At 65.8% G+C, this 22,324-nt stretch carries 23 protein-coding genes; 16 read left to right on the forward strand and 7 right to left on the reverse strand.

The genetic code is table 11. The features are described from left to right. Positions 1-68: 68 nt before the first annotated feature. The 3 genes from KFF05_16875 (at position 69) to KFF05_16885 (ending at position 3,744) form a co-directional block, all read left to right on the forward strand. Positions 69-992 carry a DMT family transporter gene (locus tag KFF05_16875; GenBank protein ID UTW51547.1) on the forward strand — a complete coding sequence of 308 codons (924 nt, stop codon included), beginning with the start codon at positions 69-71 and terminating at the stop codon, positions 990-992. A gap of 25 nt (positions 993-1,017) precedes the next feature. Then, on the forward strand, positions 1,018-2,247 hold the full coding sequence (locus tag KFF05_16880) for an MFS transporter (GenBank protein UTW51548.1): 1,230 nt from the start codon (positions 1,018-1,020) through the stop codon (positions 2,245-2,247). A gap of 168 nt (positions 2,248-2,415) precedes the next feature. Continuing rightward, positions 2,416-3,744 (forward strand): HAMP domain-containing histidine kinase, encoded by a 1,329-nt coding sequence (locus KFF05_16885; GenBank protein UTW51549.1) that lies wholly within the window; start codon positions 2,416-2,418, stop codon positions 3,742-3,744. On the opposite strand, the gene KFF05_16890 is transcribed toward KFF05_16885, so the two are convergent. Then, the gene (locus tag KFF05_16890; GenBank protein ID UTW51550.1) at positions 3,737-4,738 is read right to left on the reverse strand and encodes an NADPH:quinone oxidoreductase family protein; all 1,002 of its coding nucleotides are present in this window, start codon (positions 4,736-4,738) and stop codon (positions 3,737-3,739) included. The two genes, KFF05_16885 and KFF05_16890, sit on opposite strands and share 8 nt — an antisense overlap. Before the next feature lie 133 nt (positions 4,739-4,871). Between KFF05_16890 and KFF05_16895 the strand changes: the two genes are divergently transcribed. Continuing rightward, positions 4,872-5,450 carry an RNA methyltransferase gene (locus tag KFF05_16895; GenBank protein UTW51551.1) on the forward strand — a complete coding sequence of 193 codons (579 nt, stop codon included), beginning with the start codon at positions 4,872-4,874 and terminating at the stop codon, positions 5,448-5,450. Here KFF05_16895 and KFF05_16900 read toward each other — a convergent pair. Beyond that, positions 5,447-6,505 (reverse strand): asparaginase, encoded by a 1,059-nt coding sequence (locus tag KFF05_16900; GenBank protein UTW51552.1) that lies wholly within the window; start codon positions 6,503-6,505, stop codon positions 5,447-5,449. The two genes, KFF05_16895 and KFF05_16900, sit on opposite strands and share 4 nt — an antisense overlap. Positions 6,506-6,605: 100 nt before the next feature. Here KFF05_16900 and KFF05_16905 point away from each other — a divergent pair, with 100 nt between their 5' ends. The 7 genes from KFF05_16905 to KFF05_16935 all read left to right on the forward strand — a co-directional run bounded on the left by KFF05_16905 (position 6,606) and on the right by KFF05_16935 (position 14,017). Further along, positions 6,606-7,109: a hypothetical protein gene (locus KFF05_16905; GenBank protein ID UTW51553.1), complete on the forward strand. Its 504-nt coding sequence runs from the start codon at positions 6,606-6,608 to the stop codon at positions 7,107-7,109. 55 nt (positions 7,110-7,164) lie between these two features. Next, positions 7,165-8,325, forward strand: coding sequence for a 23S rRNA (adenine(2503)-C(2))-methyltransferase RlmN (gene rlmN, locus KFF05_16910; GenBank protein ID UTW51554.1), 1,161 nt, complete (start codon positions 7,165-7,167; stop codon positions 8,323-8,325). A gap of 7 nt (positions 8,326-8,332) precedes the next feature. Further along, complete coding sequence (locus KFF05_16915; protein ID UTW53769.1) at positions 8,333-8,710, forward strand: DUF427 domain-containing protein; 378 nt, start codon at positions 8,333-8,335, stop codon at positions 8,708-8,710. Next, the gene (locus tag KFF05_16920) at positions 8,707-10,422 is read left to right on the forward strand and encodes a glycosyltransferase family 39 protein (protein ID UTW51555.1); all 1,716 of its coding nucleotides are present in this window, start codon (positions 8,707-8,709) and stop codon (positions 10,420-10,422) included. Before KFF05_16915 ends, KFF05_16920 begins: the two co-directional genes overlap by 4 nt. Then, positions 10,419-11,087 carry a phosphatase PAP2 family protein gene (locus KFF05_16925; GenBank protein ID UTW51556.1) on the forward strand — a complete coding sequence of 223 codons (669 nt, stop codon included), beginning with the start codon at positions 10,419-10,421 and terminating at the stop codon, positions 11,085-11,087. Before KFF05_16920 ends, KFF05_16925 begins: the two co-directional genes overlap by 4 nt. An 81-nt stretch (positions 11,088-11,168) precedes the next feature. Beyond that, complete coding sequence (locus KFF05_16930) at positions 11,169-12,692, forward strand: outer membrane beta-barrel protein (GenBank protein UTW51557.1); 1,524 nt, start codon at positions 11,169-11,171, stop codon at positions 12,690-12,692. 116 nt (positions 12,693-12,808) lie between these two features. Beyond that, complete coding sequence (locus KFF05_16935) at positions 12,809-14,017, forward strand: argininosuccinate synthase (protein UTW51558.1); 1,209 nt, start codon at positions 12,809-12,811, stop codon at positions 14,015-14,017. Between the two features lie 94 nt (positions 14,018-14,111). On the opposite strand, the gene KFF05_16940 is transcribed toward KFF05_16935, so the two are convergent. Continuing rightward, a complete protein-coding gene (locus KFF05_16940; protein UTW51559.1) occupies positions 14,112-14,405 on the reverse strand; it encodes an antibiotic biosynthesis monooxygenase in 294 nt (97 codons plus the stop codon). 27 nt (positions 14,406-14,432) lie between these two features. Then, positions 14,433-15,296, reverse strand: a complete 864-nt coding sequence (locus KFF05_16945; protein ID UTW51560.1) for a TauD/TfdA family dioxygenase — start codon at positions 15,294-15,296, stop codon at positions 14,433-14,435. A 134-nt stretch (positions 15,297-15,430) separates the two neighbouring features. Between KFF05_16945 and gcvA the strand changes: the two genes are divergently transcribed. Further along, the gene (gene gcvA, locus KFF05_16950; protein UTW51561.1) at positions 15,431-16,330 is read left to right on the forward strand and encodes a transcriptional regulator GcvA; all 900 of its coding nucleotides are present in this window, start codon (positions 15,431-15,433) and stop codon (positions 16,328-16,330) included. Here gcvA and KFF05_16955 read toward each other — a convergent pair whose 3' ends face one another. Together KFF05_16955 and KFF05_16960 are read right to left on the reverse strand one after the other, a co-directional pair. Next, positions 16,331-17,752: an ATP-binding protein gene (locus KFF05_16955; GenBank protein UTW51562.1), complete on the reverse strand. Its 1,422-nt coding sequence runs from the start codon at positions 17,750-17,752 to the stop codon at positions 16,331-16,333. It abuts the gene before it with no gap. Positions 17,753-17,886: 134 nt separating this feature from the next. Next, positions 17,887-18,477 carry a uracil-DNA glycosylase family protein gene (locus KFF05_16960; GenBank protein UTW51563.1) on the reverse strand — a complete coding sequence of 197 codons (591 nt, stop codon included), beginning with the start codon at positions 18,475-18,477 and terminating at the stop codon, positions 17,887-17,889. Between the two features lie 142 nt (positions 18,478-18,619). Between KFF05_16960 and KFF05_16965 the strand changes: the two genes are divergently transcribed. The 4 genes from KFF05_16965 (at position 18,620) to KFF05_16980 (ending at position 21,551) form a co-directional block, all read left to right on the forward strand. Beyond that, a complete protein-coding gene (locus tag KFF05_16965) occupies positions 18,620-19,318 on the forward strand; it encodes an RNA polymerase sigma factor (GenBank protein ID UTW51564.1) in 699 nt (232 codons plus the stop codon). Between the two features lie 101 nt (positions 19,319-19,419). Further along, positions 19,420-20,022: a ferritin-like domain-containing protein gene (locus tag KFF05_16970; protein ID UTW51565.1), complete on the forward strand. Its 603-nt coding sequence runs from the start codon at positions 19,420-19,422 to the stop codon at positions 20,020-20,022. Continuing rightward, on the forward strand, positions 20,022-20,486 hold the full coding sequence (locus tag KFF05_16975; GenBank protein ID UTW51566.1) for a c-type cytochrome: 465 nt from the start codon (positions 20,022-20,024) through the stop codon (positions 20,484-20,486). Before KFF05_16970 ends, KFF05_16975 begins: the two co-directional genes overlap by 1 nt. A gap of 207 nt (positions 20,487-20,693) precedes the next feature. Beyond that, the gene (locus KFF05_16980; GenBank protein ID UTW51567.1) at positions 20,694-21,551 is read left to right on the forward strand and encodes a glucosaminidase domain-containing protein; all 858 of its coding nucleotides are present in this window, start codon (positions 20,694-20,696) and stop codon (positions 21,549-21,551) included. A gap of 1 nt (position 21,552) precedes the next feature. Here KFF05_16980 and cobB read toward each other — a convergent pair whose 3' ends face one another. Next, positions 21,553-22,302 carry an NAD-dependent protein deacylase gene (cobB, locus tag KFF05_16985; GenBank protein UTW51568.1) on the reverse strand — a complete coding sequence of 250 codons (750 nt, stop codon included), beginning with the start codon at positions 22,300-22,302 and terminating at the stop codon, positions 21,553-21,555. Positions 22,303-22,324: the final 22 nt, after the last annotated feature.

The following is a 22,324-nucleotide window of genomic DNA, read 5'->3' on the forward strand; positions in this document are numbered from 1 at the left end:
CCTGTGGCCGGTCCCGTCTCCCTTTGTCCCCGGCACTGACATTGCCGGACCGGACCGGACCCACTGCCGTGATCTTGCTGCTTTACGCCGTGACCGTGATTGCCTGGGGCTTCAGTTGGTACGGGGTCCAGATGCAGTTGGGCGTGGTGGCGCCGGAGGTTTCCGTGTTCTACCGTTTCGCCCTGTCGGCGGCGGTGATGTACGCGTTCTGCCGCGCCACCGGGCGCGCCATCGATTTCCGGCCGCGCGACCATGCCTGGGTCGCCACCCAGGGCCTGTTCCTGTTCGGCAGCAATTTCTATCTGGTCTATCTCGGCGCGCAGTATCTGCCGTCCGGCCTGGTGTCGATCCTGTTCTCCCTGGTCATCGTCATGAACGTGGCTGGAGGGGCGCTGTTCCTGCACAACCGGGTCGAACCCCGCATGGTCATCGGCGCGGTGTTCGGGATCGGCGGCATCGCCGTGATCTTCTGGCCGGAATTGGCCCATTTTGACCTCACCCAGGGCGGCGCCAAGGGCATGATCCTTGTGCTCTGCGGCACCGCCTCGGCGGCCACGGGCATGCTGATTTCGGCCTTGAACCAGCGCCGGGGCTTGGGCGTGGTGCGCACCAACACCATGGGCATGGTCTACGGATCCCTGATCATGCTGGTGTACTGCCTGGCGCGCGGCGCCGAATTCCGGTTGGAATGGACCTGGGAATATATATCATCACTGCTGTTCCTATCCGTGGTCTCGACCGTCATCGCATTCGCCACGTATCTTACCTTGGTCGGGCGCATCGGGCCGGAACGCGCCAGCTATTCGTCGGTCCTGTTCCCGCTCGTCGCGCTTGCCGTATCGACCTGGATGGAAGGCTTCCAATGGACAAGCGGCGCCGTGCTCGGCGTCGGCTGCGTGCTGATCGGCAACCTGTTCGTCCTGACCCCGCCGGCCATGCTGGCGCGCCTAACGCGCCGCGCCGCAGCGCCGCCCGCCGCCGCTTCCGACTGACCCCCGGTTTCAACGAGGAAACACCATGTCCACCAAACGCATCGGTATCGCCATCTGGATCGTCGCCTTCGCCGGCTGCCTGATCGGCAGCCTGAACCTAGGCACCCGCACCACTTTCGGGCTGTTCCAGACCGACATCCTGCGCGACCTGGCCATCACGCCCAGCGACTTCGGCCTGGCCATCGCCGTGCAGAACCTGATGTGGGGCATCGCTACGCCGTTCATGGGGGCCATCGCCGACAAATTCGGCAGCATGCGCATGATCATCCTGGGGGTCCTTCTGTACGCCGTGGGTCTTTACGTCATGGGCACGGCCGACAGCCTGTTCGCGTTCAACGTCGGCGCCGGATTCCTGATCGGCATCGGCATGGGCGGCGTCGGGTTCGGCGTCGTGCTGGGCGCCGTCGGCCGCCGCGTGCCGGCCGAGCACCGCTCCCTCGCCCTCGGCATCGCCAGTGCCGGCGGCTCCTTCGGACAATTCTACATGGCCCCCGTGGGCCAGGCGCTGCTGGAAACCTACGGCTGGACCGGGGCGCTGACGGCGCTCGCCGTAATCATGCTAATCGCCGTGCCGCTGGCCTTTCTGTTGGCCCGCCAACCGCTGGCCGCCGACGCGGCGCCCGTTGCCGCGCGCCAGGGCAAGACACCCGACATCAGCTTGGGGGAAGCCCTCGGCGAAGCCTATCGCCACCTGGGCTTTAACCTGCTGACCCTGGGATTTTTCGTCTGCGGGTTCCAGGTCGCCTTTATCACCGTGCACTTCCCCAAATATCTGGAGCTTCTGCACATTGACCTGCGCATCGCCGCCCTGGCGTTGTCGCTGATCGGGCTGTGCAACATCGTCGGCACCTTCGCCTGCGGCGCGCTCGGTGGCCGGTTCCCCAAGAAATGGGTGCTGGCCTGGCTCTATTTCCTGCGCTCACTCTGCATCATCGCCCTGCTGGCAGCCCCCAAGACGGAACTCAATATCCTGCTGTTCGCCGGCGCCATGGGCTTGCTGTGGCTCGGCACGGTGCCGCTGACCTCGGGCCTGGTCGCCCATATGTTCGGCGTGCGCTACCTGTCCATGCTGTTCGGGATCACCTTCCTGAGCCATCAGATCGGCAGCTTCCTGGGCGTGTGGCTGGGCGGTTATCTGTACCAGACCACCGGGTCTTATGACTGGGTATGGTACGGCTCCATCGCCCTGGGCTTCATCGCCGCCGCCCTGCATATCCCCATTCCGGAAAAACGCCCCACCGCCGCCACGGCTTGATCCACCGCCGCCGACTTTCGCTTCGCCGGTCCCGCCCGGGCCTCGGTCCGGGCGGGTGCTGGCTGTTGTCGCCGCCCTTTCGTACATCTATAACCCATGCGAATCCTGCACCCTCGGCCCGCATAGCCTCCGGCCGCCAACCCAGTTCGGCTGGTCATGATGTTCAACATGAGTTCCATCCTGATCTCGCTGGCCGTGGTGCAGTTCATCATGGCGACGATTCTGGTCACGTTCTGGTTGGCCCGGCTGAAGATCGGCGGCCTGAAGGAAATGGCCCTGTCCATGACGATCGGCGGGATCGGCGCGCTCGCCATCAGCACCGGCGCCGCGATACAGGATTATCGCCCCGCCAGTTTCGGCCTGCTGTGTTTCGTCGTCACCACCCTGTCTGCGGCCCGCGCCATGCGGCGCCTGCAGGGACGCCACCCGCGCTACGTTCTGGAAGCGACGGCGCTGGCCTTCTCCTGTGCCGCCATTTATTACTTCCTCATCGTCAAGAACGACGTCCCCGGCGTGCTGGTTTCGAACTCCGTCGTGTTCGCCATCGTCTGCGCGCTGACCACCCGGGACCTTTGGCTGGAACGCGATCCGGGCCTGATCCGCGGCTGCCGGATTCTCGGCACGATGTTCGCCGTATTCGCCGTCGTTCAGGCCCTGCGCATCTTCATCCGCCCGCTGTTCGATGGCCCCGTGGGACCGAATCCACAGATCGTTGCCCTTGATGTCGCCATCGCCTTCATCGGCATGGCGATGGTGATCGGTTGGAGCCTCGGCCTGTTGTGGACGGCCTACAGCTACGCCGAATATCAGATGCGGGCAGCCTATGAGGAGCTTGAGCGGTTTTCCGGCGCCGTCGCCCACGACCTGAAATCGCCGCTCAATGCCGTGATCGGGAATCTTGAGGCCGCCGCCCTGCCGTCCGCAGCCATGGACACCCAGCAGAGGGCGGAATTTCTTGCCTCCGCCCATAAGGCGGCCCTGCGCATGAACCGGTTCATCGGCGACCTTCTCGACGACGCCCGGTCGGTACAGCAAGGCCCGCCGGTTGATGTTGCCGACCCCGGCCAATGCCTGCGCGAAGCCCAGGACAGCCTGCGCCCGATGATCGACGCCATCGCCGCCGAGATCACCATCGGCGATCTTCCGCCCGTCGCCGTCAGCCCGTTGCAATTGACCCGCGTGTTCCAGAACCTGTTGGACAATGCCCTTAAATACAGGTCGCTGGAACGGCCCCTGACGATCGATATCTCCGCCCTGCGCCAGGGTGATGCCGTGATTATCTACATCAAGGACAACGGCGTCGGAATCGCCCAGGCCGATCAGCCCCGCGTGTTCAACCGATTCGTGCGCGCCGGCAAGCAATCCCTGGTGCCCGGCGACGGCGTGGGCCTGTCGGAATGCCGGCGGATCGTCGAGAAGGCCGGCGGGTCGATCGACCTGTCCTCTCAACTGGGCGCCGGTGCGACCTTCCGCCTGATCCTGCCCGCCGCTAGTTAAGGGTTCCCGGCGCGGCCCCCGTGGTCAGCACCACCTTGCCCGTCGACTTGCGCGACAACAGCATGTTCATGCCATCCTTGGCATCGGCCAGGTCGAACACATGACTGACGTGGGGGCGCAGGTCACCCGCCGCCATCCAGCCCAGAAGTTCATCGAACGAGCGCTGGATCAAATCCGGATCAAGAGTGCGGTGGGCCCCCCAGTAGAAACCAATAACCGAAAGGTTTTTGACCAGAAGAATGTTGGCCGGGATCTGCGGAACCGTGCCCGACGCAAATCCGACGACCAGAATGCGCCCGCCCTGCACCGTGCAGCGCAGCGACGCGTCAAACGCCGTACCGCCGACCGGATCATAAACGCAATCGGCCCCGCGCCCGTCGGTCAGCTGTTTGACCCGCTCGCGGATGTCTTCCTTGCGGTAGTCGATCAGATGGTCGGCGCCATATTCCTTGGCCACGGCCAGCTTGTCCGGCCCGCCCGCCGTGGCGATCACCGTCGCCCCCAGCTTCTTGCCGATTTCGACCGCCGTCAGGCCGACCCCGCCGGCGGCGCCATGGACCAGCAACACCTCGCCCGGCTGAACCTTCAGCTTTTCGACCAGGCCGACGTGGGACGTGCCGTAGACGATGGGAAAGGCGGCGGCGGAGACGAAATCCAGATTGTCGGGAATAGCAAAGACCGTGGCTTCGTGGGTGACCGCTTCGGACGCGTATCCGCCGTAATGCACCGTCGCCATGACCCGGTCGCCGGGGGAGACGCGGGTGACGCCGGGGGCGACTTCCAGAACCTCGCCCGCGACCTCCAGCCCCGGCGAGAACGGGAACGGCGGCTTGACCTGATATTCGCCCTTGCACATCAGGGTGTCGGCGAAATTGATGCCCGCCGCCTGCACCCGGATGCGCACGCCGTTCTCGGTCATCGGCGGGGTGGGGGCATCGTCGACGCAGGTCAGGGCGTCAATGCCGTCGAAGGTGGTGCAGACAACCGCGCGCATCGGGGTCTCCTTGAAATTAGGTTGGTCAAAACTTGATTTCGGGCCGGAATTGGCCAAGGTTGCGCAACCTGACCATACCAAGGGCCAAAGGGCAAGACGCCCCGGGCCCGCTTTCAGGGGATGAAGTCAAACCATGCGCGGATATTTCGGGATCGGGGTCGAGGGCATTTCCAAGACCATGAACGTGGGCAATCTGTTCCGCACGGCCCATGCCTTCGGCGCGTCCTTCGTGTTCACCATCGACGCGACGTACGAGCGCACCATCGGGCAAAAATCCGACACCTCGAAAAGCGGCGGCCATGTGCCGTTCTACAGCTTTCCCACGGCGGATCAGGTGATGCTGCCCGACGGCTGCAAACTGGTCGGGGTCGAACTTCTGGAAAATTCGATCGAACTGCCGAGCTTCCGCCACCCGCAGCAGGCGGCCTATGTCCTGGGGCCGGAGAGGGGCGAGCTGAGCCCCGCGATGATCGAACGCTGCGACCACATCATTCAGATTCCCATGTCGTTCTGCGTCAACGTCGGCATCGCCGGGGCCATCGTCATGTACGACCGGCTGACCAGCCAGGGCCGCTTCGCCCCGCGCCCCGTGGCTGAGGGCGGCCCGATCGAGGAGCTGCCCGCCCCTCAGTTCGGCGGGCGCTTCTCGCGCAAGGAGCAGGCCCGCATGAAGGCCTTCGAGGATACGCCGCCGGAAGTCTATAACGACTAGGGCCGGTCCCAGCCCGCCTGCGGCCGCACGGCGCCGACGGGCACACCCGCCGCATTGACCACGGTCATCTCCAGGAACGGCGCCATGTCGGCGCGGGCGCCGTCGTCGAAGGCGCCCAGGAAATTCAGCACGTTCGCCATCATGCTGTCGGATGCGCGCTTGGTGCCGTCCTCGGCCTTGACCGCCACGCCCAATCCCAGGCCCGGCAGGATCGCCGCGTGCACGGCCTCGGCGCCGGTCTTGGTCGCGAACACGGGTGCGCCCGTGCGCTTGGCAACACCGATGCCCGCCGTCATGGCGGCATGATCCAGGCGCCCCCGCCCGGAAACCATGAAGTTGTGCTTGGCCATGGACTGGACGATGCGCTGGGCGGCCGCGCTGCGTACCGTGCCCAGGCCCGCCTTTGCCGGGTCGGCCATTTTCGCCATGGCGCGGGCAAGAGCCGCAAGCGGCATGCCGTAGACGGGAATGCCGCAGCCGTCGACGCCGCGCCCGGTACCGGACAGTGCCGCCCCGCCCATGTCCATGAGCGCCTGGTAAAGGCGCTGTTGCACCGGATGGTCCGCACCCGTGTAGCCATGAATATCCTCGCCCATGTGCAGGGCCGTCGCGAGAAAGCCCGTGTGCTTGCCCGAACAATTGTTGTGCAGCCGCGTCGGGGCCGCCCCCTGCTTGATCAGGCGATGGGCCGCTGTCTCGTCCGTCGGCATATGGGCGCCGCATTCCAGATCGTCCTCGCCCCGGCCGATGTCGGCCAACCAGGCCTCCACCGCCATGATATGGGCGGCCGAGGCGGAATGGGACGCCGTGGCCAGCGCAATGCGCTCATCGGTCAGCCGCCAATGATCCGCCGCCCCGGTTTCGATCAGGGCCAGGGTCTGCAGCGGCTTGATGGCCGACCGGGGAAAGATTTCCAATTCCCCGTCGCCCCAGGCATGAACAACGGTGCCGGCCGCGTCGGCGACCACCGCATGTACGCGGTGGCGGCTTTCGACCAGGGTGCCGCGCGTGACCTCGATGATCGCGGGGTTCGGCGAATGAATGGATTTTGTCATGCCTTCCCATGCCACCGAACGGGGGCCCTGGCAAGGGGGCCGGAAAGTTATCCCACCGCCCGGGCTTGAGGCCCGCCGCCGTCCCGGCTATCTATGAGCAATGATCAAATGCATCGCCGCCACCCTCGCCGCCCTGGCCATCCTGACCCCCGCCGCCGCCCAGGCCGCGCCGGAACTGATCGGCCTGTTCGACGACTGGGAGGCCTATACGGCCAACGAGGCCGGGGCCAAGATCTGCTACATGGGGTCCGAGCCCAAGAAGATGGAGGGCAAGTATTCCGCGCGCGGCCGCGTGGTCATGCTGGTCACCCACCGGCCCAAGGACAAGGAGAAGGGCGTCGTTTCCGTGACCACGGGCTATACCTATAAGGAAGGCTCGGACGCCACGGTGACCATCGGCGACAAGACGTACAAGCTGTTCACCTCGGGCGGACATGCCTTCGCCGAAGAAGGCAAGGACGCGGCCCTGGTCGACGCCATGATCCGGGGTGCGGACATGGTCGTGAAGGGTACGTCGTCGCGCGGCACCCTGACCACCGATACCTATTCCCTAACCGGCTTCACCGCCGCCTGGAAGGCCATCGGCAAGGCCTGCGGCTACTGACCCCCTTCGCGTTTTCACGTTGGGAAGCGGGGCCGGACGCGCTATATGAGGGCCCATGACGATTGATGCTGCCCCTGAGAAGACCAATCTGGTCGGCCTGTCCCGTGAGGAACTGGCGGCGACGGTTGCCGCCGTGGGCGAAAAACCGTTCCGTACCAAGCAGTTGTGGCACTGGATCTATCATCAGGGGGCGACCGACTTCGCCCAGATGACGACCCTGGCCAAACCGTTGCGGGAAAAGCTGGCTGAAATCTTCGAAGTGCGGAAGCCCGTCGTCAGCCGCGAACAGACCTCGAACGACCGCACCCGCAAATGGCTGGTCAAGTTCGAGGACGGTAACGAGGCGGAAACCGTCTACATCCCCGAGGATGACCGGGGCGCGATCTGCATCTCGTCCCAGGTCGGCTGTACCCTGACCTGCACGTTCTGCCACACAGGCACGCAGAAACTGGTGCGCAACCTGACGTCTGCGGAAATCGTCGGCCAGTTCATGGTCGCCCGCGACAGTTACGGTGAATGGCCGACGCCCATGGACGGCGGGCGGATGATCTCCAACATCGTGATGATGGGCATGGGCGAGCCCCTGTTCAATTACGATAACGTATCGAAAGCGCTGAAGATCATCATGGACGGCGAGGGCATCGCACTGTCCAAGCGGCGGATCACGCTGTCGACCTCGGGCGTGGTGCCGATGATGGAAAAATGCGGCGCGGAATTGGGCGTCAACCTGGCGGTCTCGCTGCATGCCGTGACGGATGAATTGCGCGACGTTTTGGTGCCCATCAACAAGAAGTATCCGTTGAAGGATCTGATCCGCGCCTGCCGCGAATATCCGGGCGCCAACAACGCCCGGCGCATCACCTTCGAATACGTGATGCTGAAGGGTGTGAACGATTCCGAGGCCGACGCCCGGGAACTGCTGCGCCTGGCCAAGGGCATCCCGGTCAAATTCAACCTGATCCCCTTCAACGCCTGGCCGGGGGCCCCCTATGAATGCTCGACGCCCGAGGCCATGGACAAGTTCGTCAACATCCTCAACGACGGCGGCTTTTCCTCGCCGATCCGCCAGCCCCGCGGCCGCGACATCATGGCCGCCTGCGGACAGTTGAAATCGGCGAGCGAGCGCGAACGCCTGAAACGCATGACGGCCCGGGTCGAAGCCCTGGTTCCCGAGGGCGCCGAGCCCGCTCCGCGCGACGCGGCGGGCAATGCCTGATCCGGCGATGGCCGCCGGCGGGATCACCATCGCCGATTTCCCCGAGCGCGTGCGCACCGCCGTTTGCGGCATCGTCATCGCCGACAGCACCAACACCAAGATCCTGCGCGAAGGCGACTATCCGCCAATGTTCTACTTTCCGCCCGAGGACGTGCGCATGGGCGAGTTCCTGATCCCCACTCCCAAGCAGACCACCTGCCCCAAAAAGGGCGTGGCCCGCTATTGGACCTTCCGCCTGGGCGACACCGAGGTGCCCGACCTGGCCTGGGCCTATCCGGACCCGATCCCGGCCTGCGCCGCCATCAAGGACCATATCGCCTTCTATTGGGACCGCATGGACGTGTGGTTCGTCGGCGACAAGCCCGTATCGGCGCCCCCCGCATGAGTGCGTCCGCCAGGAAGGCCCCGCGCCTTGGCCGCCGCCTGTTGGTCGGCCCGACCTTGGGGTGGAAGCCCTATGCGCTGCTGACCCTGTTCTGCTGCATCCTGTTCCTGCCGGGCATCGCCAGCCTGCCGCCCTTGGACCGGGACGAAGCCCGCTTCGCCCAGGCGACCGCGCAGATGCTGGAAACCCAGGATTTCGTCGACATCCGTTTTCAGGACCAACCCCGCCACAAGAAGCCTGCCGGCATCCATTGGCTGCAGGCGGCCAGCGTCACCCTGCTGTCCGACGTGGCGGCCCGGGAGATCTGGGCTTACCGCGTGCCGTCCGTGATCGGTGCCTGGGCGGCGGTGCTGCTGACCTTCGCCATCGGCACCCTGTTGTTCGACCGGCGCGCGGCCTTTGCGGCGGCGGCCATGCTGGCGGCCTCGACCCTGCTGATTCTGGAAGCCCATCAGGCCAAGACCGACGCGGTGCTTCTGGCCTGCGTCCTGGCGCTGATGCTGCCGCTGGCCCGTCATTACCTGGCGGCGCGGGGTAAAACCGGCGCGGCCGGGTTCGGCTGGTCGCTGCTGTTCTGGCTCGCCATGGCCGCCGGCATTCTCATCAAGGGGCCGATCGCCCCCCTGATCGCGGTCCTGACCCTGGTCGCCCTGACCATCGCCGACCGCGACGGCAAATGGATCAAGGGCCTCGGCTGGCTGTGGGGTCTGCCGCTGATGCTGGCCCTCGCCCTGCCCTGGTTCCTCATGGTCGGCGGCGGCGATGACGGCGGCGACGGGTTCGTCATGACGGCGATCACCACGGACCTGATCCCCAAGCTGCTGGGCGGGCAGGAATCCCATGGTGCACCGCCGGGATATTATGTCCTGACCATGCTGCTGTTCTTCTGGCCGGGGGTGTTCCTGGCCTGGCCGGCGGTTTACCGCGCCTGGCGGGAACGGGCCGATCCGGCGCTGCGCTTCTGTCTCGCCTGGCTGATCCCGGCCTGGATCCTGATGGAAATCATCCCGACCAAATTACCCCATTACGTATTGCCGCTTTACCCGGCCCTGGCCCTGGTCTGCGCGCGGTCGGCCATCGCCATCCTTGAGGGTGCCACCCCCTGGTACGACAAACGCGTCCTGTGGCTGACCGGCGGGCTCTGGGCCCTGGTCGGCCTGATCCTGGGCGGCGGGGCGGCCTATCTGCCACTTCATTTCGGGTTCGATTCAAACTGGCATACCTGGTTCTTCATCCTGTTCGCACTTTACCTTCTGGCCACCACGGCGGCGGCCATGAAACACCACGTCATCACCGAGGCCCTGGAGAATTCCCTGATTTCCGGGGGCATCCTGACCGCCATGGTGGTCTGGCTGATGGTATCGAACTTCAGCCCCATGTGGGTCGCCGAACGGGCGGCACAGGCCGTGGCCGGGGAATTCAAGGACGGCCCGCCACCCGTAACCGCCGTTGCCGGATTTTCCGAGCCCTCCTTGGTATTTCTTTCCGGAACAGGAACGGTTTTGACCTCGGGCGGCGGGGCGGCGCAACATCTGTTGAACGAACCACAGGCCGCCGCCATCATCGAGGGCCGGGAAATGCCCGCCTTCACCCGGGCGATCGGTGACCGGGGGGCCGATATACGCGAAGCCGCCCAGGTATCCGGCATCAATTATTCCAAGGGTAAGCCCGTGACCCTGCATGTCTTCGTGCGGAAGGCCCCGGCCAAATGACGAACACGGCCGCGAAACCCCTGAACTGGGGCCTGATCATCGGCGGGTTCCTCGCCGCCGCCGCCGTCTCGGCCCTGTGCATGGCCTTCGTCGACGAAGCCGCCGCACGGTTCTTCCGTGACGCCTTCGATGCCGATCAGCGGCGGTTTTTCGGCCATACGGTAGGGGCCTTGGGCAAACCGGAAATCTATTTCGCCGCCGCCGCCGTGACCGCCGCCGCCTGCTGGGTCCTGCGCCGCCGCGTGGCCCAGGGGGGCGAGCGCCTGCGCTGTGCCATGCATGCCGCCCTGTTCGTGATTTTTTCCATCGCCTCTGCGGGGGTGCTGGTCAACCTGCTCAAATTCGTGATCGGGCGCATGCGGCCCCGTGAACTGCTGGAAAACGGGCTCACCGGCTTCCTCCCCTTCAACACGGATTTCGGCATGAACTCCTACCCATCCGGTCATTCCCAGATGGTGTGGTCGTTGGCCGTATCCCTGTTCCTGATCTTTCCTCGCCTGTGGCCGGTGCTGTTCACCTTCGCCGCCGCCGTCGCCGCCAGCCGCTTTCTGGCCAGCGTCCATTTTGTGTCCGACGTGGTGATGGGCAGCTATATCGGCGCCGTGGTTCCGTTGCTGCTGAAACATTACTTTTATGATCGGCGCGGCATCCCCCTCCGCCCTTAAAGCCCCTGCCCCATTCAGACTGTCTTAACCGGTTGCGCCATAGACTCAGGCGCTTATCGGGGATGATCGAACTGGGGATCCATGACCGTGTTGCGCCTGATCCGCACCCTATTCACCGCGGGCCTTGTTTGGGGGCTTGTCGCGCTGCCCGCCCATGCGGCGGAACCGGCACCGGGCCTTGAGGTGCGTACCGGTCTGCACAAGGATTTCACCCGCCTGGTGCTGGAAACCCGTGCGCCTGTTCCCTACAAATTCGCCTTTCCCGGCAAGGACGAGATTGTCGTCACGGTGACCGGCGCGGCCCTGTCCGAAGCGGCCGACAAGCCCGAGGCCCAAGGCATCATCCGAGCCATCGAGATCGAACGTGACGCCCGCGGCAGCCGCCTGATCATCAAGACGCGCCACCCCGCCGACATCCGTCGCCAGTTCACCCTGCTGCCCAAGGGCGGCCAGGGGGCGCGCATCGTCATCGACCTTGCCGCCGCCGCGCCGTCCCAACCACCTGCCCCGGCGCATCCCCGGATCCTGCTGCCGGCGCCGCATACCACCATCACCGTGGCCCCCGCATCCGCCCATCCGGCACCACATGCCCAGGCCCTGCCGGCCAGGCGCAAGACGCCACGGCCGATGCAACCCTTCGAGGTCGCCGCCGCCGGTGGCGGCGAAATGCTGTTCGACGGCGGCCCGGCCGAAGCCCTGGCGCAGCCGGTCGAATTGGCCCGGCAACCCCTGAACTCGGAAGAACTGGCGCCACAGGAACTCGCCCAGGCCGGCGGCCTGTCCGTCAACGATTGGCTGATGCGCGAGGGCGGCAACCCGAACCTGCGCCCCATTCCCCCCGCACCGGCACCGGCCAGCGCCGTCAACCCGCCCGCGCCCCCGGCCTATCCGGCGACGCCGGTCTATCAGGCACCGATCCCCGCCGCCTACTCGGCACCCCCCGCCGCCCAAACCAATCCGTCCCATCCCGGCTACCGCGCAGCGCCGCAACCGACGCCCACCTGGGCGCCCCCGCCCCGTGGCCAAGCAGCCGCCCCCCCGGGCGGAGACAGCGATCCCGCCGCCCGTTATGCCAGCCAAAAGCAATCCGTACCCGTCGAAGACCAGACCTCCGTCCGGCCGCAGCGGTTCTACGCCGGCATCGGCCTGGGCATGGGCATGCTCGATTACGAAAGCGACACCCCCAACACGACGATCGACGAAAAGCCCTTCGCCTGGAAGATTTTCGGCGGCTACCGGCCCAACGACGTCCTGGCAATCGAAGCATCGATCGGCAAGGTCGGCGCGTTCGACGAAGACTTTGCCAGCGGCGCTTCGGTGGAAAGTCAGTTCCACGCCTTGACCGCGAGCGCGCTGATGTCGCTGCCCCTGAACGCGGCCATCAAGCCGTTCGCCCGTGCCGGCGTCAGCCTGTGGTGGGAAGATCGGGACCCGTCCAGCGGGAGCGGCCGCCAGGAGGAAACGGGGACAGGCGTTGTGCTCGGCCTGGGCGCGGACTACCGGTTTTCCGACCGCATGGCCCTGCGCGGTGAATGGGAGCTCTACATCCTGTCCGATACTGCCTATGCCAACGTGTTTTCAGCCAACGTGCTGTATAATTTCTAATCCCGCCGGTCGTTGATTTTTGCCGGGCGGCGTATTGCGGCGGCAGGCGAAATCCCTATACTGCGCCGTCTTTCCGCCGGGCCGCTTGCCGCCCGCGCCGCATCAGGGAACCCGCCATGACCAAAGACGTGAAAAAAGTCGTGCTCGCCTATTCGGGCGGCCTGGATACCTCGGTCATTCTGCGCTGGCTGCAGGACGCCTACGGGGCCGAGGTCGTGACCTTCACCGCCGACCTGGGCCAGGGCGGCGAGCTTGAGCCCGCGCGCAAGAAGGCAGAGATGCTGGGCATTAAGCAGATCTTCGTCGAGGACCTGCGCGAGGAATTCGTGCGCGACTACGTGTTCCCCATGTTCCGGGGGGCGGCTCTGTACGAAGGCACCTACCTGCTGGGCACTTCCATCGCGCGGCCGCTGATCGCCAAGCGGCAGATCGAGATCGCCGCCGAAACGGGTGCCGACGCCGTGTCCCACGGCGCCACCGGCAAGGGCAACGACCAGGTGCGGTTCGAATTGGGCTATTACGCCCTTAACCCCGGCATCCGCGTGATCGCCCCCTGGCGCGAATGGGACCTGACCTCGCGCACGCGGCTGATCGAATACGCGGAAAAGCACCAGATCCCCATCCCCAAGGACAAGCGCGGCGAAGCCCCCTATTCCCAGGACGCCAACCTTTTGCACATCTCGTCCGAAGGCAAGGTGTTGGAAGACCCCTGGGTCGAGGCCGACGACAGCATCTACACCCGCGTCGTCGCCCCCTGGGACGCGCCGGACAAGGTCACGGAAATCACCATCGACTTTGACCGCGGCGACGCCGTCGCCGTGAACGGCGAGAAGATGTCGCCGGCGACCCTGCTGACCAAGCTGAACGAATTGGGCGGGGCCAACGGCATCGGTATCCTGGACATCGTGGAAAACCGCTTCGTCGGCATGAAGTCGCGCGGCGTCTACGAGACCCCGGGCGGCACAGTGCTGTTCGCCGCGCGCCGCGCCATGGAAAGCATCACGCTGGATCGCGGCGCCATGCACCAGCGCGACGAGCTGATGCCGCGCTATGCGGAGCTGATCTACAACGGATTCTGGTTCGCGCCCGAACGCGAAATGCTGCAGGCCGCCATAGACAAGGCGGCGGAGCGCGTGACCGGCACGGTGCGCCTGAAGCTCTACAAGGGCAACGTCATGGTCACCGGCCGCAAGTCGCCCAACAGTCTCTACGACGAGGCCCTGGTCACCTTCGAGGAAGACCAGGTCTACGACCAGCGCGACGCCCAGGGCTTCATCAAGCTGAACGCGCTGCGCCTGATGACCTTGAAGCGCAACGGCGGATAACGCCCACGCGTTCTCTGCCCGCGACGGACACCGCATAAAAAGACGCCCCGGCCATCTTTGGCCGGGGCGTATCGTTTTGCGTTGGTCGGTGGTCTTACGTCACCTTGCACCACACCACGCGTTTCGACGTGATCATGTCGTCGTAGCTGCCGCGCGTGGAGGCCAGCAGCGCCGAATTCATATGCGCGTCGACCGCCGCCTTATTTGTGTAAAGCTCGTACAGAAAGACACTGTCACTGGCTTCCGTGGGGTCAAGCACGTCGAACTGCTCGCAACCCGGCTCCGAATCCAGGGTCATCTTGGCGTGGGTGCGCATGAGGGCGAGGAAATCATCCCGCCGCGCGGCCTTAACGCCGAATTCCACCATCAGGGCGATCTTGCCGCTCATGTTCTTCGTCTCCGGTCCGAAAGGGGATCAGGCGGGCACACCGCCCAAGGTCGAAATGCGGTGCAGGGTGCGCACCTTGTCCGGCGGCAGGTTCTTGGTCGTCGCCCGGTGCATGACGCAACGGTTGTCCCACAACACGATGGTGCCGGGGTCCCGCCATTTGAACTGGAAGTGAAATTCGGGCTTCGACAGGTGGTCGAACAGTTCGTCCAAAAGGTCCGCGCTTTCGATGGCATCCATGCCGACGATACCGCGCACGCCCGCCGACGCCCCCCGGAACACGAACAGGCCTTTGCGCCCCGTTTCCGGATGGGTGCGTACCAGGGGGCGGACGACCGGCGGGGTCTTTTCCATTTCTTCCGGCGTCAGGAAGTTCCAGCGCGATTCCGGATCGCCCCGGTTGGTTGACCAGCGGTACTGCGACACGTATTGCCGCCCGTCGATCCGAACCTTGGTCTTTTCCGGCAGGGCGTCATAGATCGCCTCCATGTCACCAAAAAAGGTGTCGCCGCCTTCGTCGGGGATTTCGATGGAGAACAGGATCGTCGCGTCGGCCGCGCGCTCCATGTAGGAGCGGTCCGAATGCCAGAACGATCCCGCGTCCTTGACGCCCAGCGGCTTGCCCAGGCGGGTCGAATTGGACAGCACCATGACCTTGGGAAAATCCGGGTGCAGAAAGTTCTTCACCGGATGTTCGACGGTTTCGCCGAACAGCTGGCCGAAGGCGTCGAACTGGGCGACGGACATGTCCTGACCCTCGATGACCAGCACCTTGTGGTCGAGATAGGCCTGATGCAGATCGGCGGCCTGGGCGTTGGTGAGATTTCCGGCGTCGATCCCGGAAACCCGGGCGGCGAAACTTCCCCCGAGCCGTTCAACGGTCATGTTCATGGTGGATGCATCCCTAGTTTTTCTACGTCGTTTTCTGGCCCGTTTGCATTCCGGGTCCTTGGCGCTATTGTACGCCGCCGCAAAAACGCGGCAAACGATCAAATCTATCGAAGTGTTTGAGGAAATCTCCGCTCATGGCGCATCCCATTCCGCCCCTCAACGCGCTGCGCGCCTTCGAGGTCACGGCCCGTCTCGGCACCCTGGCGCGGGCGGCGGACGAGTTGTGCGTGACGCCCTCGGCGGTCGGCCATCAGGTCAAGAACCTGGAGGACTGGCTCGGCATCCGCCTGTTTCAGGTCGAGGGCGGGGCACGGCGCCTGACCTTCGAGGGCGAGCGCCTGGCCCAGCAGTTGGGCGACGCCTTCGGCCAGATCAACCTGGCCTGCCGCGCCTTGTCACGCAACCAGGCGTCGACGGAACTGCACATCCATGTCACCCCGACCTTCGCCATTCGCTGGCTGGTGCCGCGCCTGGGCCGGTTCCAGGCCCTGCATCCCGGCATTTCCGTGCATATCGCGACCAGTGCGCGGCCCATCGATTTCGAGCGCGACGACGTCTACGCGGCGATCCAGTTCGGCGGCGGCGCCTGGCCCGGCATGATCGCGGACCTTCTGTTCAAGGAAGACGTGTTTCCCGTCTGCCATCCGCGCCTGCTGGAAGGCGACCGGCCCCTGGCGGCCCCCCACGACCTAAGCGGCCACACGCTGCTGCACACCTACCACCGGCGAGGCGACTGGGCGCGCTGGCTGGCGGCGGCGGGGGTGCCGGCATCGGCCGTCGATCCGGATCAGGGTCAGACGTTCGATCTGACGACCATGGCATTGGACGCCGCCGAGGCCGGCATGGGCATCGCCATCACCCGCGAGGCCCAGGTGCGCGACGCATTGGAGTCCGGGCGACTGGCCGCCCCGTTCCGACGCGACCTGCTGCGCGGGGAAGGATGCTATTTCGTGTCCCGCAAGGCGCGCCGCGACGAAATTCCGGTCAAGGCATTCCGCGACTGGCTGCTGGCCGAGGCCGCCGCCGGCCGCTGACTAGCCCTTCCGCGTGCCCAGCCAATAAGCATAGAGCGCCGCCGGCACCAGGGTCAGGTCAAGGCCGCCGCGCCGCGCCGGCCCGCCCCGGTTTTGCGTCAACAGGGTCATGCGCGCGTCCGGATTGGTACGGACGGCGAAATTGACCATGGTGTCCGGCCCGTTGTCGGAGGCCGCGACCGCGCCCGACCAATCGAACTGAAACAGCTGTTCCGGGCGGCCCTCCGGCTTGTCGAGCAGGACAAGATCGACCATGCCGCCCTTCCAACTGGCATAGGCCAGACGGTCGGCCAGGCCCGTGGCGAAGCATTGCGAAACGACCGCCGTTTCCACCAGCCGCGCGTATTCCGGCGCGTCGGGGGCGACGGGGCCGAACAGGGCGGTGTAGAGAGTCGGCGAGGTCAGATAGACCTTGAACAGGACTTGGCGCTGGAACGGCCGTCCGTCGCGGTTGAGGCGCGGCACCCGGCGGATCAGGAACGCGCCCTCCAGGAAATCGAGGTATTTGCGCAAGGTGTTTTTGGCCACGCCCGTGGCCTTGGCCAGGTCTTCGATGGCCGCCTCACCGCCCGTATTGCGGGCCAGGACCGCAAACAGGCGGCCCAGTTCGCGCGGCTCGATCACGCCGGCGAAGGCGGCGAGATCGCGATGCAGGACATCATGCAGCAGGGCGTCCCGGACCAGAGCCGGGGGGGCCTCGTCCTCGCGCTTGGCGGCGATGCCGGACGGGAACCCGCCAAAGGAGACATACCGCGCGAATTCGTCTTTGAGGGCCGCAATCCGGCCCGCGTCGAGCGGCAGCGACGATCCCGCCTCGGGCAGCACGCCCCCCGCGTCCGTGCGCCTGAACCCCATGAATTCGGCGAAGCTAAGCGGCGGCAGGATGCGGACCTCGACGGCGCCGGTCCCGCCGTCGCTGTCAATGTCGGCCCGCCCGGGGGTCAGCCGGGGGGCGCCCGAAGACAGGCCGGCGATCAGCCGCGCATTGGGCAGGCGCGATTGCAGGGCTGCCAACTGCCCGACCCCGTCGGCGACGTAATCCAGATCGTCCAGGAACAGGAACACTTTTTCATCGCGGCTGTAGGCGAACCGATCGAGCACCCGGTCGGCGAGCGCCGCCAGGTCTTCACCGGAAAACACCGGCGCGCCCAAGGACAGATAGGCGATGCGCATGGGCGACACACCGGCACGAACCACGGCGGCCAGGGCCTGGCGCAGAACGATGGTTTTGCCCGCCCCCGGCGGGCCGGCGGCGATCAGCGGCACGTCGAGCGCGGCATCGAGAGCGCGGGCCGCGAAATCACGGGCAAACCCCCGCTGCGGCGGGTGGCGGAAGCGCACCCGCGTGCCCGAGCGAAAAGCCCACCAGGGATTGTCGAATTCCAGGCGGCGCAGAATGTCCGATGCGGCGATGTGTTCCAAGGGATCCCCGTCCCATTCCCCGGCGCATCCGCAAAACAAGCTCAAGCGGATGTGCTTATCGACCAAGCATCGCGCCCTCGATGCCCGACGTCAAGACCCGACCCGGCGCGGTGCCGTGACGCAAGGGCCGGAGATCAGGCCAGGGCCTTGGCCACAACGCGCCGGAGGTCCGGCAACAGGTCCGATTCGAACCAGGGGTTCTTTTTCATCCAATGAGTGGTGCGCCAGCTGGGATGGGGGGTCGGCAGATAATCCGGCAGGAAATCACGCCAACGGGCGACCGTTTCCGTCATCGTCGCGGGGGCGCGGCTACCCAGGTGGTATTTCTGAGCGTACGTACCGATCAGCAGGGTGAGGCGCACCTCCGGCAGCAACGCCCGCAAAGCCCCATGCCATTGCGGCGCGCATTCCGGGCGCGGCGGGTTATCGCCGCCCTTGGGCGCCCGCCCCGGATAACAGAACCCCATGGGCATGATGGCGATGCGGGATTCATCATAAAAAACGTCCGAGCCGACGGCCAGCCAGTCGCGCAGCCGTTCCCCGGATTTATCGTCCCAAGGCACGCCCGAGGCATGAACCTTGGTGCCCGGCGCTTGTCCGATCAGCAGCACCCGTGCCGACGGCGCCATGCGCACCACGGGTCGGGGGCCCAGCGGCAGATGATCCGCACAGGTGGTGCAGGCGCGGGCGCGCTTTAACACCGTTTCCAGATTTTCCGATCCCATGGCGGCCCTCCCGCACCGTTGCGGCGGATAAATGTCATTGCGATTCGGGGCGTCACGCATGATCTGAAAAAAGGCGGGAACATTTTCGCCGACTGCCGCGTCCAATGACCAGACATCGTTAACCGCCTGAGGACGAAATTCAATGCACAGCGCCAGGAAGCCCGTTCACAAAGACGTCACGGTGACGGCGGCCGTCATCGACCAGGCCCGCGCCGGCGACCACACGGCGTTCGAAGCCATCATGCGCGCCCATAACCGGCTGCTGTACCGCTTTGTCCGCAACCTGGTGCCCAGCGACGCGGATGCCGAAGACATCATTCAGGAAACCTATATCAAGGCGTTCCGGGCGATTGACCGGTTCGACGGGCGGGCCCGGCTGTCGACCTGGCTGGTTAAGATCGCCCTCCATGAAGTTTACAACCGCGGCAGGAAAACCCGCATGACCGAACAATTGGATACGATGGAAAACGTGATTTCCATGGCCGCCCACCTGCGCCCGGCGGGCGGGTTGATGGCCCAGGCCACCACACCGGAACAGGACGCGGCGCGGGACCAAATCCGCCGCTATCTCGAAGTCGCCATCGCCCAGTTGCCGGAAGACTTCCGGGCGGTTTTCGTCCTGCGCGGGATCGAGGAATTTTCCGTCGATGAAACGGCCGACATGCTGGGCATTCCGGCGGCCACGGTCAGCACCCGGTTTCACCGGGCCCGGGCGCGGCTGCGCGACCTGCTTGACCGGGATGCCGGCAGCGCCTTGCAGGATGTCCATCCCTTCGCCGGGGCGCGCTGCGACCGCATCGTCAACGGGGTTCTCAATCGCCTGACGCCCTCACCCGACTGACGCTTCAGAACCTTTCCTGAGATGCAGGCGCCCCATGGGCGTCAACGCCACCCCTTTGCCCAGGTTCCATCACCCCCCAACCAAACCAAAAGGAGACCACCATGACCGATACCCAACCCGACTTTCAGGCCCCGGACCTTCCGGCTGAAGACAACGGTCTGATCCTGCCCCGCCGCAGCTTTCTGCGCGGCGCCGGAACCCTGACCCTGTCCGCCGCCGCCGTCGCCATGCTTGCCGGATGCGAAAGTGCCGCCGCCGGCAGCAGCGCCAGCGCGGCCGATATCTCGATCCTCAACACGGCCCTCGGGGCCGAGCTGGAAGCCATCGCCGCCTATCAGGTGGGGGCTGAAAGCGGCTTGCTGCAGAAGCCGGTTCTGGACCTTGCCGTGCAGTTCCAGGGCCATCACAAGGAACACGCGGATGTCCTGGCCAAGACCGTGCGCTCGCTCGGCGGCAAACCCGTGGACGCGAAAAAGACCTATGACTTCCCGGTCGACCAGTTGAAGTCCCAGAACGACGTGCTGGGCTTCGCCGCCGGCCTGGAAAAGGGTGCGGTCAGCGCCTATCTGGGTGCCGTGCCCTTGTTCCAGAACCGCGATCTGGCCAAGGCGGCGGCGAGCATCCTCGGCGACGAAGCCATGCATTGGGCGGTGTTACGCAACGCCCTGGGCCAGAACCCCGTGCCCGTGGCCTTCGTATCGTAATGCGCGCGCGCCGCACCCCCCTCGGCGCAGCCGGCGGCGGTCCCCGAAAGGGGGCCGCCGACCGCACCCGCGCCACCTTTCGCCGGGCCTGGGCCGGGCCGTTGGCGGCGGCCGTCATCGTCGCCGCGGTCCCGGCACAGGCCGCCGCTGCCCCGGACCCCGCCCGCGGCAAACAGGTTTACGACCGCTGCCTGGCCTGTCACGCCGTTGCCCATGACCGCGTCGGCCCGCGCCATTGCGGGCTTAAAGGTCGGCAAGCCGGGGGCATGCCCGGGTTCGAGTATTCCGATGCCATGCGGGCCATGGGGTTCACCTGGAACAGGCAAACCCTCGACCGGTTTCTGGCCGATCCGCTGGGGGTCGTACCCGGCACCACCATGACCTATGACGGCATCAAAGACGCGCGGGATCGCCGCGACCTCGTCGCCTATCTGCTGTCCCTGCCGCCCTGCGGCGGCCGATAAGACGGCGGTCGACGACAAGCGGCAGCCGCTTTCTGTTACAAGTTGCCATGGAATGGTCGTAATGCCGCCCTGATGTCGTCCCCCTTGCGGGGCATTCAGGGCCGCATGTTTGAAGGGTGGCCCCAAGGGGGCAATGCCGATAAGGCCTTGCAACGCCCAAGGGCCGACCACATCTTGGCCACACGGCCGCACCGGCAACGAAAAGTGATGAACATGACCGCATGCCTGCAGCGCCTGACCCCCGCGCGTTGGACCGCCACGGCGGGCCTTACCGCCGTCCTTCTGGCCGCCGCCGGGATCGTCTTCGACATGACCGACCGCGACGTGCGGCAGGAAGCCATGGGCAAGGCCCGCGCCGTGGCTGCCCTGGCCCATGATCCCCTGCATGCCGTTTCCCTGGACAAGGTCCGCCGGACCGGCGTGGTGCCGCCCGTGTTCGCGGCCCGCATCGCAACCGACCTGGACGCCCTCGACCTTGAGGCCAAGAAACAGGCCTTCCTCAAGATCGCCCTGCCCCTGGTCGCCCGCGAAAACGCCCGCATCCGAGGCGAGCGCCGACACGCCGCCGGCCCGGCCGAGGACGTGCCCGAATACATCTGGGAAAAGTACCAGGTAACGCCCGGCGACATTGCCACCCTGCGCCGACGGATCGACGTCATTCCCGCCTCCATGGTGCTGGCCCAGGCGGCGCTGGAAAGCGGCTGGGGCACCTCGCGCTTCGCGCGCGACGCCAACAACCTGTTCGGCATCCGCACCTACAACCCCGACACCCCGGGGCTGGAGCCAGAAAAGGCCGATGGCTTCAAGGTCGTGAAATATGCCGACCTGAGCGAAGGCATGGGCCATTACATGCTGAACCTGAACACCCACCCGGCCTATCTAGAGTTCCGCCAGGCACGCCTTGAGATGCGCGCCCAGGGCCGCGACCCGGACGCGCGGCACCTGGCGACGCGGCTGACCCAATATTCGGAAATCCCCAAGACCTACAGCAAGCTGCTGCACCAGATCATCGACGCGGAAAAGCTGGAGGATTTCGACGGCGTGCGCCTGATCGACGAAGGCTGATCTAGTCCACGGCGGCCAACCCCCGCATCAGCAGGTCATCGACAAAGGCCGGCACGGTTTCCGACGCGGGACCGTAGCGGGCGTGCTCGAACAGGCTCGCCCCCTCGCTGGGTTCCAGGTTCAATTCCATTGTCCGCGCGCGGCCGATCATGCGCACCTGGCGCACATATCCCGCCGCCGGATAGACATTGCCCGACGTGCCGATCGACAGGAACAGGCCGCAATCGCCGATCGCGTCGTCAATGTCATCCAGGCCCAAGGGCATTTCCCCGAACCACACCACATGCGGGCGCAGGGTGCCGAGGGACCCGCAAGCCGGACAGGCATGGTCCAAGGTGATGTCGTCCCGCCACGGATGCACCCCGGTACAGGCCGTGCAGCGCGCCTTCAACAGTTCGCCATGCATATGGATCAGGTTTTTCGATCCGGCGCGTTCGTGCAGGTCGTCGATGTTCTGGGTCACGATCAGAACCTCGCCCGGCCATTCGGCCTCCAGCCGCGCCAGGGCCAGGTGCGCCGCGTTGGGATGCACGTCGTCGGCGACGGCCCCCCGGCGCCGGGCGTTGTAGAACCCCAGAACCCGTTCCGGGTCGCGGGCATAGGCTTCGGGCGTGGCCACGTCCTCGATGCGGTAGCGGGCCCAGATACCGTCCGCATCGCGGAAGGTCGCAAGCCCCGATTCCTTGGATATGCCCGCACCGGTCAGAATCACGATGGACGGCTGATCTTCCGTCGTCCCCGCATCAGCCATGGTTGTCGCCCTTCCCCGCCGC

Source organism: bacterium SCSIO 12827 (genome assembly GCA_024397995.1).
GTDB lineage: Bacteria > Pseudomonadota > Alphaproteobacteria > Rhodospirillales > Casp-alpha2 > UBA1479.